Origin of the sequence: Escherichia sp. MOD1-EC4550 (assembly GCF_963876935.1) — a bacterium.
GTDB classification, from domain to species: domain Bacteria; phylum Pseudomonadota; class Gammaproteobacteria; order Enterobacterales; family Enterobacteriaceae; genus Escherichia; species Escherichia coli_F.
In genome coordinates this window covers 300,085-315,219 of the sequence record NZ_CAWNSE010000023.1, presented here as the reverse complement: position 1 = coordinate 315,219, position 15,135 = coordinate 300,085, and the positions used below count along the sequence as shown (strand labels likewise).

13 protein-coding genes are annotated in these 15,135 nt (G+C 52.4%); 6 read left to right on the top strand and 7 right to left on the bottom strand.

Annotated elements, in window-relative coordinates:
* Positions 1-68 precede the first annotated feature (68 nt).
* Positions 69-1,367: a hexuronate transporter ExuT gene (gene exuT, locus AACU19_RS17625; RefSeq protein WP_001298326.1), complete on the bottom strand. Its 1,299-nt coding sequence runs from the start codon at positions 1,365-1,367 to the stop codon at positions 69-71.
* A gap of 482 nt (positions 1,368-1,849) precedes the next feature.
* Between exuT and uxaC the strand changes: the two genes are divergently transcribed.
* The 3 genes from uxaC to AACU19_RS17610 all read left to right on the top strand — a co-directional run bounded on the left by uxaC (position 1,850) and on the right by AACU19_RS17610 (position 5,401).
* Positions 1,850-3,262, top strand: coding sequence for a glucuronate isomerase (uxaC, locus tag AACU19_RS17620; protein WP_000187451.1), 1,413 nt, complete (start codon positions 1,850-1,852; stop codon positions 3,260-3,262).
* Between the two features lie 14 nt (positions 3,263-3,276).
* Positions 3,277-4,764, top strand: a complete 1,488-nt coding sequence (uxaA, locus tag AACU19_RS17615; protein ID WP_105278359.1) for an altronate dehydratase — start codon at positions 3,277-3,279, stop codon at positions 4,762-4,764.
* Between the two features lie 82 nt (positions 4,765-4,846).
* A complete protein-coding gene (locus tag AACU19_RS17610) occupies positions 4,847-5,401 on the top strand; it encodes a YgjV family protein (RefSeq protein ID WP_000128139.1) in 555 nt (184 codons plus the stop codon).
* Between the two features lie 3 nt (positions 5,402-5,404).
* Here AACU19_RS17610 and sstT read toward each other — a convergent pair whose 3' ends face one another.
* From sstT to AACU19_RS17585, 5 genes are all read right to left on the bottom strand, one after another.
* Positions 5,405-6,649 carry a serine/threonine transporter SstT gene (gene sstT, locus AACU19_RS17605; protein WP_042003634.1) on the bottom strand — a complete coding sequence of 415 codons (1,245 nt, stop codon included), beginning with the start codon at positions 6,647-6,649 and terminating at the stop codon, positions 5,405-5,407.
* A gap of 469 nt (positions 6,650-7,118) precedes the next feature.
* Positions 7,119-8,084: a TerC family membrane protein Alx gene (alx, locus tag AACU19_RS17600; protein ID WP_001098830.1), complete on the bottom strand. Its 966-nt coding sequence runs from the start codon at positions 8,082-8,084 to the stop codon at positions 7,119-7,121.
* 282 nt (positions 8,085-8,366) lie between these two features.
* Entirely contained in the window at positions 8,367-9,353 is a 987-nt protein-coding gene (locus AACU19_RS17595; protein ID WP_088541800.1) for a Gfo/Idh/MocA family protein, read from the bottom strand.
* A gap of 78 nt (positions 9,354-9,431) precedes the next feature.
* A complete protein-coding gene (locus AACU19_RS17590; protein ID WP_105278358.1) occupies positions 9,432-10,106 on the bottom strand; it encodes a SanA/YdcF family protein in 675 nt (224 codons plus the stop codon).
* Positions 10,107-10,182: 76 nt separating this feature from the next.
* On the bottom strand, positions 10,183-10,686 hold the full coding sequence (locus AACU19_RS17585) for a M48 metallopeptidase family protein (RefSeq protein WP_001295542.1): 504 nt from the start codon (positions 10,684-10,686) through the stop codon (positions 10,183-10,185).
* Between the two features lie 84 nt (positions 10,687-10,770).
* Here AACU19_RS17585 and rlmG point away from each other — a divergent pair, with 84 nt between their 5' ends.
* The 3 genes from rlmG to higA all read left to right on the top strand — a co-directional run bounded on the left by rlmG (position 10,771) and on the right by higA (position 12,918).
* Positions 10,771-11,907 carry a 23S rRNA (guanine(1835)-N(2))-methyltransferase RlmG gene (rlmG, locus tag AACU19_RS17580; protein ID WP_105271288.1) on the top strand — a complete coding sequence of 379 codons (1,137 nt, stop codon included), beginning with the start codon at positions 10,771-10,773 and terminating at the stop codon, positions 11,905-11,907.
* A 283-nt stretch (positions 11,908-12,190) separates the two neighbouring features.
* A complete protein-coding gene (higB, locus tag AACU19_RS17575) occupies positions 12,191-12,505 on the top strand; it encodes a type II toxin-antitoxin system toxin HigB (RefSeq protein ID WP_105278357.1) in 315 nt (104 codons plus the stop codon).
* Positions 12,502-12,918: a type II toxin-antitoxin system antitoxin HigA gene (gene higA / locus AACU19_RS17570; RefSeq protein WP_088541775.1), complete on the top strand. Its 417-nt coding sequence runs from the start codon at positions 12,502-12,504 to the stop codon at positions 12,916-12,918. The genes higB and higA overlap by 4 nt, the downstream gene beginning before the upstream one ends.
* A 44-nt stretch (positions 12,919-12,962) precedes the next feature.
* On the opposite strand, the gene fadH is transcribed toward higA, so the two are convergent.
* Entirely contained in the window at positions 12,963-14,981 is a 2,019-nt protein-coding gene (gene fadH, locus AACU19_RS17565) for an NADPH-dependent 2,4-dienoyl-CoA reductase (RefSeq protein WP_105278356.1), read from the bottom strand.
* Positions 14,982-15,135: the final 154 nt, after the last annotated feature.

Here is a 15,135-nt window from a genome sequence, read left to right as displayed (position 1 = left end):
GGTTTTTTCTCTACAAACAACGAAGCCGCCTGAACTGGCGGCTTCGTCATTACAACTTACGTTAAGCCTTAATGTTGCGGTGCGGGATCGTTATGTGATTCCTGCGCCACCTCAATCGCCGGTTTGTTCTGCAACACAGTCCAGATAACCAGCGCACCCAGCAGGTCGAATACTGCCAGAACTGCGAACAGCGGGCTGAAGCCGATGGTGTCAGCCAGTGCACCGACTACCAGTGCAAACAGCGTACTTGCCAGCCATGCGGACATCCCGGTTAAACCGTTCGCCGTCGCCACTTCGTTACGACCGAACACGTCAGAAGAGAGAGTAATCAGTGCGCCAGACAGGGCCTGGTGAGCAAAACCACCGATACACAGCAGCATAATCGCGACATACGGGTTAGTGAACAGACCGATCATCCCTGGGCCAATCATCAGCACCGCACCCAGCGTTACTACCATCTTACGGGAAACGATCAGGTTCACGCCAAACCAACGCTGGAACAGCGGCGGCAGGTAACCACCGAGGATACAACCAAGGTCAGCAAACAGCATCGGCATCCAGGCGAACATCGCGATCTCTTTCAGGTTAAAGCCGTAAACTTTAAACATGAACAGCGGGATCCACGCGTTAAAAGTACCCCAGGCAGGTTCAGCCAGGAAACGCGGTAGCGCGATACCCCAGAACTGACGGTTACGCAGGATCTGACCAACGGACATTTTCTTCGCTGTGTCAACCTGGTGCTGGGCTTCCTGACCATTAATAATGTAGTCACGTTCTTCATCGGTCAGATGTTTCTGGTCGCGCGGATGCTTGTAGAAAATCAGCCATGCCATCGCCCAGATAAAGCTCAGCGCACCGGAGATGATAAATGCCATCTGCCAGCTGTGCATCACGATTGCCCATACCACCAGCGGCGGCGCAATCATCGCACCAATCGAAGAACCTACGTTAAAGTAGCCGACCGCGATGGAACGCTCTTTTGCCGGGAACCATTCGGAACTGGCTTTCAGACCCGCCGGGATCATCGCCGCCTCTGCAGCACCTACCGCACCACGAGCAACCGCCAGGCCACCCCAGCTACCTGCCAGCGCGGTTGCGCCACAGAACACAGCCCACAGTACAGCAAACATTGCGTAACCGATTTTCGTACCCAGCACATCCAGTACATAACCTGCTACCGGTTGCATGACCGTATAAGCAGCAGAATAGGCTGCGATGATATAGGAATACTGTTGGGTGGAGATGTTTAACTCTTCCATCAGAGTTGGCGCAGCTGCCGCCACAGTGTTACGCGTCAGGTAACCAAGCACGGTGCCGAGCGTCACCAGTGCGATCATATACCAACGTAACCCTTTAATTTTACGCATGTAAAACCTCATCGTTTTGTTATATCCGCAGGAAGCGCGGCCATCATCCCGCCAGAGGCTGAAGATGTTAGTTACGACCGGGTAACCGAAAAAAAACCGGCACGCCCCGAACGTTGCCATGAAAGTTTCGTGCTAATTCGGCTTCCGTACCGGTTAACCCGATTCATCTAACAAATGAATGAATCGGCAATTTGCATTCCGTCGACTTATGATTTGCGACGGCAGAAAGATAACTTGTCATACAACTTTAAAAGGTGAGAGCCATCACAAATGTGGGAATATTTGTAGGGACATTACCTGATGACAGCGAGGCCAGTACTGGCGCGGCTTGCAGCGAGATTTACCACTTTGAGAGTAATTTTTTTAACTACGTTTATTGATCTATCTCACGAAAATATCTTCGGACTCTGGAAATTGGTGTGATAACTTTGTCAGCATCGCACCATAAGCAAGCTAGCTCACTCGTTGAGAGGAAGACGAAAATGACTCCGTTTATGACTGAAGATTTCCTGTTAGATACCGAATTTGCCCGCCGTCTGTATCACGACTACGCAAAAGACCAGCCGATTTTCGATTACCATTGCCATTTGCCGCCGCAGCAGATTGCGGAAGACTATCGTTTTAAAAACCTGTATGACATCTGGCTGAAAGGTGATCACTACAAATGGCGTGCTATGCGCACTAATGGCGTGGCTGAGCGTCTGTGTACCGGTGATGCGTCTGACCGTGAAAAATTTGACGCCTGGGCGGCGACCGTTCCGCACACTATCGGCAACCCGTTATACCACTGGACGCACCTCGAACTGCGTCGTCCATTTGGTATTACCGGCAAATTGCTTTCCCCGTCTACCGCTGACGAAATCTGGAACGAATGTAACGAACTGCTGGCGCAGGATAATTTCTCTGCGCGCGGCATCATGCAGCAGATGAACGTGAAAATGGTCGGCACTACCGATGACCCGATCGATTCTCTGGAGCATCACGCAGAGATCGCCAAAGACGGCTCTTTCACCATTAGAGTGCTGCCGAGCTGGCGTCCGGACAAAGCCTTCAACATCGAACAGGCGACCTTTAACGACTACATGGCGAAGCTGGGCGAAGTTTCCGATACCGACATTCGCCGCTTTGCTGACCTGCAAACTGCCCTGACTAAACGTCTGGATCACTTCGCCGCTCACGGCTGTAAAGTGTCTGACCACGCGCTGGACGTGGTGATGTTTGCTGAAGCGAACGAAGCGGAACTGGACAGCATTCTGGCGCGCCGTCTGGCAGGCGAAACCCTGAGCGAGCACGAAGTGGCACAGTTCAAAACTGCGGTGCTGGTGTTCCTTGGTGCCGAATACGCACGTCGCGGCTGGGTACAGCAGTACCACATCGGCGCACTGCGTAATAACAACCTGCGTCAGTTCAAACTGCTGGGGCCGGATGTAGGTTTTGACTCCATCAACGACCGTCCGATGGCGGAAGAACTGTCTAAGCTGCTGAGCAAACAGAACGAAGAAAACCTGCTGCCGAAAACTATTCTGTACTGCCTGAACCCACGCGATAACGAAGTGCTGGGCACCATGATCGGTAACTTCCAGGGCGAAGGTATGCCGGGCAAAATGCAGTTCGGTTCCGGCTGGTGGTTTAACGATCAGAAAGACGGTATGGAACGTCAGATGACCCAACTGGCGCAGCTCGGTCTGCTGAGCCGCTTTGTCGGTATGCTGACTGATAGCCGTAGCTTCTTGTCATACACCCGTCACGAATACTTCCGCCGCATTCTGTGCCAGATGATTGGTCGCTGGGTGGAAGCGGGCGAAGCACCGGCGGACATCAACCTGCTGGGCGAGATGGTGAAAAATATTTGCTTTAACAATGCGCGTGACTACTTCGCCATTGAACTGAACTAAGGTCTGGGGTTGATATGCAATACATCAAGATCCATGCGCTGGATAACGTCGCGGTTGCTTTAGCAGATTTGGCGGAAGGCACAGAAGTCAGTGTCGATAACCAGATTGTTACGCTGCGCCAGGATGTTGCTCGTGGACATAAATTTGCGTTAACGGATATCGCAAAAGGGGCCAACGTCATTAAATATGGCCTGCCGATTGGTTATGCATTGGCGGATATTGCGGCGGGGGAACACGTTCACGCCCACAATACGCGCACGAATCTGAGCGATCTGGATCAGTATCGCTATCAACCTGATTTTCAGGATCTGCCTGCGCAAGCGGCAGATCGTGAAGTGCAGATCTATCGTCGCGCTAACGGCGATGTCGGGGTGCGTAATGAGCTGTGGATCCTGCCAACCGTGGGCTGTGTCAACGGCATCGCGCGGCAGATCCAAAATCGTTTCCTGAAAGAGACCAACAACGCCGAAGGTACTGACGGCGTGTTCCTCTTCAGCCACACCTACGGCTGCTCACAGCTGGGCGACGATCACATCAATACCCGCACCATGCTGCAAAACATGGTGCGCCACCCGAACGCGGGCGCAGTGCTGGTGATTGGTCTGGGCTGTGAAAACAACCAGGTTGCCGCATTCCGTGAAACGTTGGGCGATATCGATCCTGAACGCGTTCATTTCATGATCTGCCAACAGCAGGATGATGAGATCGAAGCCGGGATCGCGCATTTGCATCAGCTGTATAACGTGATGCGCAACGACAAGCGCGAGCCAGGCAAACTCAGCGAACTGAAGTTTGGTCTGGAGTGCGGTGGTTCTGACGGTCTTTCTGGTATTACTGCTAACCCGATGCTGGGGCGTTTCTCTGACTACGTGATTGCTAACGGTGGTACTACCGTACTGACCGAAGTGCCGGAGATGTTCGGCGCAGAGCAGTTGCTGATGGACCATTGCCGCGACGAAGCAACGTTTGAAAAACTGGTCACTATGGTCAACGACTTCAAACAGTACTTTATTGCCCATGACCAGCCGATCTATGAAAACCCATCGCCGGGGAACAAAGCGGGCGGTATCACCACGCTGGAAGACAAATCACTTGGCTGTACCCAGAAAGCGGGTTCCAGTGTCGTGGTTGACGTGCTGCGTTACGGCGAGCGTCTGAATACGCCGGGGCTGAACTTGTTAAGTGCGCCGGGTAACGATGCCGTAGCGACCAGCGCCCTGGCGGGTGCGGGCTGCCATATGGTGCTGTTCAGTACTGGTCGCGGCACGCCATACGGCGGCTTTGTACCGACGGTGAAAATCGCCACCAACAGCGAACTGGCGGCGAAGAAAAAACACTGGATCGACTTTGACGCGGGTCAGCTGATCCACGGTAAAGCGATGCCGCAGTTGCTGGAAGAATTCATCGATACCATCGTTGAGTTTGCCAACGGTAAGCAAACCTGTAACGAGCGTAACGACTTCCGCGAACTGGCGATCTTCAAAAGCGGCGTAACGCTATAAAGTCGAAATGAGTTGTTAATAAAAAACGGCGTTTCATAATGTGAAGCGCCGTTTGCTTTTCCAGACCTGCTAAGGATTTATCATGACCGCGTATTGGCTGGCCCAGGGCGTGGGTGTCATCGCCTTTCTGATTGGTATCACAACATTTTTCAACCGTGACGAACGTCGCTTTAAAAAGCAGCTTTCGGTCTATAGCGCCGTTATTGGCGTACATTTTTTTCTTCTGGGCACCTATCCCGCCGGTGCCAGTGCCATCCTTAATGCCATTCGTACGCTGATTACTTTACGCACACGCAGCTTATGGGTAATGGCGATTTTTATTGTGCTGACTGGCGGAATTGGCCTGGCGAAGTTCCATCATCCTGTCGAACTACTGCCGGTTATCGGCACGATTGTCAGTACCTGGGCGCTGTTCCGCTGTAAAGGGCTGACCATGCGCTGCGTGATGTGGTTTTCAACGTGTTGCTGGGTGATTCACAACTTCTGGGCGGGGTCGATAGGCGGCACGATGATTGAGGGGAGTTTTCTGCTTATGAATGGCCTGAATATCATTCGTTTCTGGCGGATGCAGAAAAGGGGGATTGATCCGTTTAAAGTAGAGAAAACAACCCCTTCCGCCGTAGACGAAAGGGGGTAAACATTAATTACGCAGGGCGCTATTTGCCAGACGATCGTCTTCTGCCTGGCAAGCTGCCGCAGTGAACAGCACGTCAGTTGAAGAGTTCAGCGCGGTTTCGCAAGAGTCCTGCAATACGCCGATGATAAAGCCGACGGCAACCACCTGCATGGCGATATCGTTCGAAATACCGAACATATTACAGGCCAGTGGGATCAGCAGCAGAGACCCCCCCGCCACGCCGGATGCGCCACAGGCACACAGAGAAGCCACTACGCTCAACAGCAGCGCTGTGGGCAGATCGACCGGAATACCCAGCGTATTAACCGCAGCCAGCGTCAACACGGTAATGGTGATTGCTGCGCCCGCCATATTGATGGTGGCTCCCAGCGGAATAGAAACGGAATAGGTATCGCGATCCAGATTCAGCTTTTCACACAGCGCCATATTCACCGGAATGTTCGCCGCAGAGCTGCGGGTGAAGAAGGCGTACACACCGCTTTCACGCAGGCACAGCAGCACCAGCGGGAACGGGTTACGACGAATTTTCCACCACACCAGCAATGGGTTAACCACCAGTGCCACCAGTAACATACAGCCAACCAGCACGACCAGCAGTTGCGCGTAGCCCCACAGTGTGGAGAAACCGGTGGTTGCCAGGGTAGAAGAAACCAGACCAAAAATACCGATCGGTGCGAAGCGAATGACCAGTTTCACCATAAAGGTGACGGCATTCGACATATCGTTGATCAGGTTTTTGGTGGTCTCGTTACCGTGACGCAGTGCGAAACCGAGGCCAATTGCCCACACCAGAATCCCGATGTAGTTACCTTTCAGCAGCGCGTCGATGGGGTTGGAAACCATGCTCATTACCAGTCCGCGCATCACTTCGACAATGCCTGACGGCGGCGAAATATCACCCGCGCTACTGGACAAGTGCAGGGTAGAAGGGAAGGCAAAGCTGAAGACTACCGCGGCCAGAGCAGCAGAGAAGGTGCCCAGCAGATAGAGGAACAGAATAGGGCGAATGTTGGTTTTCTGCCCGTGCTGGTGGTTAGCAATAGATGCCATTACCAGCATCAGCACCAGAATTGGCGCTACAGCTTTCAGGGCACCAACGAACAAAGTACCTAACAGACCGACAGCTTCAGCCGCCGGTTTTGAGATCCATGCCAGAAGAATCCCCAGAACAAGGCCGACCAGGATTTGTTTTACCAGGCTGCCATGAGCCAGACGCCGGAATAGCCCCGGTGAACGTTGCGTAGTCATTTTTCGATCCTTTCATTGTGTTGTCGCACATCCCTGGTGCGTTCTGTCGACGCATCTTTCAGGATGTAACAAAGTGTTTGCAAGGTCGAGTATAAGGAAAGTTACAGCTTCGGGAAGCGAAAAATGCTGGATTTTAAAGAGAGGTCATGTTTTGCAACTTAATGGTTACATTTATTTGACATAAACAGAGGGAAGGACTGGCTACTAAGGCTGATTAGATAACATATGGGCAAAGCTATTTGGCATATGAGAACTGTTGCGCTCCTGTGATGTGCTATGCCACATAAAGTCACTGGCGCAGGGAGCGGCCAATCGCCGCTGCCCCGGCCTCCAGGGAACGCTTCGGTGATTTTGACGCCACTAACACCCAAGCGATCTTTTTGTAAAGAGCTATAAGTCGGTTACATACTTAATCGCTCATCTTTGTCTGGAAGGAGTTATCACCCGTAGTGGCTTAATATACAGCGAATTATCCCACCCGCTGCTTATCATGCCGATAATTCACCCAGGCGTTGATAATAAACGTCATCACCAGAATACCAAACACCACGCCCAGCGAAACGGCGATCGGAATATGGTAGAAATCGACAATCAGCATCTTGATACCGATAAACACCAGAATTACCGCCAGACCATATTTGAGCATCGAGAAACGTTCTGCTACGCCCGCCAACAGGAAATACATCGCACGCAGGCCGAGGATCGCAAACAGGTTTGAGGTCAGCACAATAAACGGATCGGTGGTCACGGCGAAGATAGCCGGAATGCTATCCACGGCGAAAATCACGTCGCTCAACTCCACCAGAATCAGTACCAGCATCAGCGGCGTGGCATACAACAAACCATTCTTACGCACAAAGAAATGCTCGTTGTCGATGGTGTCGGTCATGCGCAAATGACCGCGCAGCCAGCGCACCAGCGGCTTGTCACCAATACCTGATTCATCTTCATGAGCCAGCGCCATCTTCACGCCAGTAAACAGCAGGAAGGCACCGAAGATATACAGGATCCAGTCGAACTGCGAAATCAGCCAGCTGCCAGTGAAGATCATGATGGTACGCAGAACAATCGCCCCGAGTACGCCATACACGAGCACGCGGCGTTGTAATGCCGCCGGAACAGAGAAATAGCTGAACAACATCAGCCAGACGAAGACGTTATCGACCGCCAGTGATTTCTCAATCAGATAACCCGTGAGGAAGGCCAATGCCTGAGGGTCCGCGACTTCGCGCCCCTGTGTCTGCGCCAGATACCACCAGAAAGCGGCATTAAACAGTAACGATAGCGTCACCCAGACCAGCGACCAGGCCGCAGCCTGTTTCATGGTCATGGCATGTGCCCCGCGACGCCCCTGCAACAACAGGTCGATAGCCAGCATAATGACGACAACAACAGCGAATCCGCCCCATAGCAACGGCGTGCCGACAGTATTCATAGAAGTTCCTTACACATAAAAAAACGGCCAACGTCGGAAGACGTCAGCCGCTGCTTTTTATGCATAGACCTCGCCTTCCGGCAAGGTCTCACTTACAACAAAAAAGGAATACGTCTGCGTATTCCTTTCGGGTTGCCCGGTGACCGGATGTGGTTTTTCACACATCGTAATGACGATCGACCGGCAATGAAGTTACTCCCCTTTGCAGGTAACAAAGTATGACAGACCATTCGGTCAGTCAATGGTCTGTTACATCCCTTTTACACTGTTTTACTTTGGCTATTATAGTTTTACGCTATCTGCCGGAAAAATCACCCCGGTCTGGCGGCGGATCTCGGTCAGCAGCCTGGCGGTGATACGACTGACCGCCAGCCCTGGATGATCTACCAGATGTTCATCCACCAGGGTAGCGAACAGCTCTGCTTCGTACAGCATGGTATTAATATGCTGCGGTTGGGTAAGATCCTGCATCTGGCTGCCGCGCGGCACATAGCAAACTTTCTGGCATTCAGACAGTTTTTCAATCACCAGCGATCCCGCTTCGCCCTGAATCTCACTTGCCAGCACAGAATCACTGACCTTTGAGTGCTGCAAGGTAACGCTGAAATCACCGTAATCCATCACCACCACGCCGTGGGCATCCACACCACTTGCCAGCAAACTGGCGGTTGCCTGCACGCTTTTCGGTTCACCAAATAACGCCACCGCCGACGCCAGACAGTAAAAGCCGATATCCATAATTGAACCGTTGGAGAATGCCGGATTGAAGGTGTTGGGATTCTCGCCGTCCAGATAACGTTGATATCGCGAGGAATATTGGCAATAGTTGAAAAAGACTTTACGCAATTTGCCAACTTTCGGCAGTACCTGCCGTAACAAATGGAAATTCGGCAGGCTGGCGGTTTTAAATGCCTCAAACAGCACCACCTGATTTTCCCGCGCACAGGCAATGGCGGCATCCACTTCCGCCAGATTCGACGCCAGCGGTTTCTCGCAAATCACATGAATTTTATGGCTAAGGAAAAGTTGTGTCTGGGAAAAATGCAGGGCATTCGGGCTGGCAATATACACCGCGTCAATGGCATCGCTTTCTGCCATCGCTTCCAGCGATGTAAACAGATGCTCGACAGAAAAATCATTGGCGAAGTGCTGGGCCTGTTCAAGGCTGCGGGAATAGACAGCGGTTAACTTGTATTTACCGCTCTCATGGGCGGCCTCGACGAACTGGCGGGTGATCCAGTTCGTGCCAATCACAGCGAAACGTATCATAACGCGTGGATACTCCATAAAGGGATTCTGCCGTCAATGTAGCACGCCTTTTTCATCTTCGACGTGCGCAGATACGCATTATTCTTTCGCCGGACAGCCATGCTCGCTAAACGGCCCAATCATGACCGACGGCCCGAGATATTTCGGCTGTCGATGGAGGATTTTCGCGTCAATCACTGCGCTGACGCGAGCGAGTTTCTCCCGCAGCTGAGTATAAAAACCATGTTTCATATTCAGGTCTGGTGCGTTAAACCCGATGGCATCGATGCCGTACTGTTTTGCCAGCCAGATGGCGCGTTGGTTATGAAATTCTTGCGAAATAATAGTGATATGGCTTTCACCAAACACCTTTTTGGCACGCACCACCGAATCAAGCGTTGAGAATCCGGCATAGTCGCAGAAGATGACTTTTGCGGGTACGCCTTTAGCGATCAAAGCCTGCTGCATGCCTGAGGCTTCATCGTAATTTTTACGTCCGTTATCGCCGCTCACTAGTAGCCATTTCACTTTTCCGGCGTGGTACAACTCTGCTGCGGTATCAATACGTCGGGTAAAGTAGCGATTACCCGGCCTCGCCCCCAGCAATAAACCCACGTTGCGTGTTGGAACGGCGTTAACATCGCTCCAGGTCAGCTGCTTGCTGGCGTTGACCATTGCGCGATCGGCGATAAAAATTGTCGCTGCTGCCACAAGTAACAGTAAGCAGGCAATCTTTAGAGTCCGGCGAAAAAGGCGGGCAAAGGCGCGCAGCATGGTCGTTATCCTTAACGAAAGGGGGGAGGTCGATTTTAGGCGCTAAAGGAGGAAAAGATAACGCCTGACATCATTTTCAGATTTTGTCCTGCCCAAGCGACAACTGCGTTAGCCACAGACGAGTGTCGAATTCAAGCTGGTGGTACTGCGGCTCCATATGACAGCACAATTGATAGAACGCTTTGTTGTGCTCTTTCTCCTTCAGGTGCGCCAACTCGTGCACCACGATCATGCGCAAAAACGGTTCCGGCGCGTTGCGAAACACGGTAGCGACGCGGATCTCTGCTTTTGCTTTCAGCTTGCCGCCCTGCACACGCGAAACAGCGGTATGTAACCCGAGCGCGTTTTTCAGCACATGGATCTTGTTGTCATACATCACTTTATTGATCGGCGGGGCATTGCGCAGAAACTGATTCTTCAGATCCTGAGTATATTGCCAGAGGGCTTTATCGGTGGCGTAGTCGTGTGTTCCCGGATAGCGTTTTGCCAGCACATCGCCCAGACGCTGTTCATTAATCAGCGTGCGCACCTGGGAAAGCAACTGTTCGGGATAACCCTGAAGATAAGTAAGATTGCTCATAACCGCCCACGAAAAAGAGAAAAAGGGTATACTCACGCACCCTTTTCAGGGGCAACGTCGAAATTTTATCATTCAGGAGGGCCGATGAGCCACTTAGACAACGGTTTCCGTTCACTGACACTACAACGTTTTCCGGCGACGGATGACGTTAACCCGCTACAGGCGTGGGAAGCGGCAGATGAATATTTGCTGCAACAGTTGGACGACACAGAAATCCGCGGCCCGGTGTTAATCCTGAATGATGCCTTTGGGGCGTTAAGTTGTGTGCTGGCGGAACATAAGCCGTACAGCATTGGCGACTCATACATCAGCGAACTGGCGACGCGCGAGAATTTACGCCTCAACGGGATTGATGAATCGAGCGTGAAGTTTCTCGACAGCACCGCTGACTACCCGCAGCAGCCTGGCGTAGTGCTGATCAAAGTGCCGAAAACACTGGCATTGCTGGAACAGCAACTGCGCGCATTGCGCAAAGTAGTCACGCCGGATACACGTATTATTGCCGGTGCTAAAGCCCGTGACATTCACACCTCCACGCTGGAACTGTTCGAAAAAGTGCTCGGCCCGACCACCACCACACTGGCATGGAAGAAAGCGCGCCTGATTAACTGCACTTTCAACGAGCCGCCGCTGGTTGATGCACCGCAGACCGTTAGCTGGAAGCTGGAGGGTACTGACTGGACTATCCACAACCATGCGAATGTCTTCTCACGCACCGGGCTTGATATTGGCGCGCGCTTCTTTATGCAGCATCTGCCAGAGAATCTCGAGGGTGAGGTTGTCGATCTCGGTTGTGGTAACGGCGTTATTGGCCTGACGCTGCTTGATAAAAACCCGCAGGCGAAAGTGGTGTTTGTCGATGAATCACCGATGGCGGTTGCTTCCAGCCGTTTGAATGTTGAAACCAACATGCCAGAGGCGTTGGATCGCTGCGAGTTTATGATCAACAACGCGCTCTCCGGCGTGGAGCCGTTCCGCTTTAATGCTGTGCTCTGCAACCCGCCGTTTCACCAACAACATGCACTGACCGATAACGTTGCCTGGGAAATGTTCCACCACGCGCGCCGCTGCCTGAAAATCAACGGCGAGCTGTATATCGTTGCCAACCGTCACCTGGATTACTTCCATAAACTGAAGAAAATTTTTGGCAACTGCACCACCATTGCCACCAATAATAAATTTGTGGTGCTGAAAGCGGTGAAGCTGGGGCGTCGTCGGTAAGATTGACAGCTACCTGCCGGATGCGGCGTAAACGCTTTATCCGGCATACGTTCAGCACATTACCCCCAGGTCGGATAAGACGCGGCAAGCGTCGCATCCGGCAATGTCTGCCCAGTTCTGGAATCGCGCTTCCATAAAACAAAAAATCCCTGTCACCATCCTCTACATTCTCTTGTTTAGCGTTTTTTACGTTTATTCTTCCGTCACACAGATAAATTCATCCGTTGCCAATCTGTCAACGGATGTTATCATGTTGCCAATTTGTCAACGGACGTGATGAAGAATGCACCTGATAACTCAAAAAGCATTGAAAGATGCTGCGGAAAAATACCCGCAACATAAAACGGAGTTGGTGGCTCTGGGGAACACGATTGCTAAGGGATATTTCAAAAAACCTGAGTCATTAAAAACAGTATTCCCTTCTCTGGATAACTTCAAATATCTGGATAAGCATTATGTTTTCAATGTCGGGGGCAATGAATTACGTGTTGTAGCAATGGTCTTTTTTGAATCGCAAAAGTGCTACATACGTGAAGTTATGACGCATAAAGAATACGATTTCTTTACCGCCGTTCATCGTACTAAGGGGAAAAAATGATTGCGATTGCTGACATCTTACAAGCAGGAGAAAAGCTAACTGCTGTGGCACCTTTTCTGGCGGGTATTCAGAACGAGGAACAATACACCCAGGCGCTGGAACTGGTAGATCATCTGCTGCTCAACGATCCTGAAAACCCCTTGCTGGATCTGGTGTGTGCCAAAATAACCGCGTGGGAAGAATCAGCGCCCGAATTTGCTGAATTTAATGCCATGGCTCAAGCCATGCCTGGCGGTGTTGCTGTGATTCGTACCCTTATGGATCAATACGGTTTAACCCTTTCCGATCTTCCGGAAATTGGCAGTAAATCGATGGTGTCACGCGTTTTGAGCGGGAAGAGGAAATTAACGCTGGAACACGCTAAAAAACTGGCAACGCGATTCGGCATTTCTCCCGCCTTGTTTATTGATTAACGCGACGTGCCGGATGCGTCGCATCCGGCGCTTCAAACAACGATTTAAATCTCCAGCGCCAGCCGTGTTCCCTGCGCGATCGCCCGTCGTGCGTCCAGCTCCGTAGCCATATCGCAACCGCCGATTAAATGCACGGTTTTTCCTGCATCGATTAAGGGTTGTGCCAGCGTGCGGTTTGGTTCTTGCCCCGCGCAGATCACCACATTGTCCACGGCTAATATCTGCGTTTCGCCGTTGATCACCACATGCAGCCCGTCATCGTCGATCTTTTGGTAACTTACGCCTGGGATCATTTTCACGCCGCGCGCGAGCAGGGTGGAGCGATGGATCCAGCCGGTGGTTTTGCCTAACCCTTGTCCTGGTTTGCTGGCTTTGCGTTGAAGCATCACAATCTGTCGCGGGCTACGGGGGATCTGCATGCCTTGCGGGCTTAACCCACCACCCTGTTGCAGGCTACTGTCGATTCCCCACTCTTTACAAAACTCGGTGATATTCTGGCTGGTGGACTCCCCTGGCTGACTCAAATACATCGCTGTATCAAAGCCAATCCCACCACAACCAATGATGGCGACGTTGTTGCCCACCGGCGCTTTGTCGCGCAGTACGTCGAGATAACTCAACACCTTCGGATGATCGATCCCGTCGATGGGCGGAATGCGCGGTACGATCCCACTGGCGAGGATCGTTTCATCGAACGCCTTTAACTGATCTGCGGTCACGGTGTGATTAAGTTTCAGTGTCACGCCAGTCACTTCGATCATCCGGCGGTAGTAGCGCAATGTTTCGTAAAATTCCTCTTTGCCGGGGATCTGTTTGGCGATATTAAACTGCCCGCCGATCTCGCTATGTGCATCAAACAACGTTACCTGATGACCACGCGCCGCCGCATTGATGGCAAACGCTAGCCCCGCCGGACCTGCGCCGACCACCGCCAGATTTTTTTTCTGCACGGCGGGAAGGATCGGCATTTTGGTTTCATGGCAGGCACGAGGATTCACCAGACACGAGGTGACCTTGCCGACAAAGATCTGATCGAGACAGGCCTGATTGCAGCCAATGCAGGTGTTGATCTCATCGGCTCGCCCCGATTGCGCTTTTGACAGCAGCTGCGCATCAGCAAGAAACGGTCGCGCCATCGATACCATATCGGCATCACCGCGCGAGAGAATATCGTCGGCAACCTGCGGATCGTTAATCCGGTTGGTGGTCACCAGCGGCAATGAGACGTGACCTTTCAGTTTGCGTGTGACCCAGCTAAATGCGCCGCGCGGCACTGGCGTGGCGATGGTCGGAATCCGCGCTTCATGCCAGCCTATTCCAGTGTTGATAATGGTTGCGCCCGCCGCTTCAATGGCCTGCGCCAGTTCTACCGTTTCGGTAAAAGTCCCGCCGCCTTCTACCAGGTCGAGCATCGACAGCCGATAGATAATAATGAAGTCGTTGCCGACGCGCTCGCGCACCGCACGCACTACTTCGACGGCAAACCGCATCCGGTTGCGGTAATCGCCGCCCCACTGGTCGCTACGCTGGTTGGTGCGCAGAGTCAGAAATTCGTTGATCAAATACCCTTCAGAGCCCATCACTTCGACGCCATCGTATCCGGCCTCCCGCGCCAGTTGCGCGCAGCGGGCGAAATCGTCGATCAGTCGCAGGATCTCTTCATGGGTGAGTTCATGAGGAACAAAACGGTTGATGGGGGCCTGCAACGCGGAGGGCGCTACCAGATGCGGTTGGTAGCTGTAGCGTCCGGTATGCAAAATTTGCAGGGCGATTTTGCCGCCTTCCTGATGTACCGCTTCGGTAATGGTGCGATGGTGCGGGATCTGGCTGACGTCATTGAGCATTGCACCGCCTTCCATGCCAACGCCTGTTAAATCAGGTGCAATACCGCCGCTAACGATCAGCGCCACGCCGTGACGGGCGCGTTCAGCATAAAACGCCGCCAGCCGCTCGGCACCGTCCGGGTATTCCTCCAGCCCGGTGTGCATTGAACCCATCAACACGCGGTTTTTTAACGTGGTAAAACCTAAATCAAGCGGGGCAAACAGCGACGGGTAGCTCATAAATTATCCAGTATGTAAAATAATTGTTATGTGGTCGGATGAGTTCTAATTTAGCCGTCGCCGGGGAAAAGGGAAAAGGGGAATGCGGGGTTTGTGATGGGAATCAAAAAGAATACGCTGGTGGTAATGCCGGATGCGACGCTTGCCGCGTCTT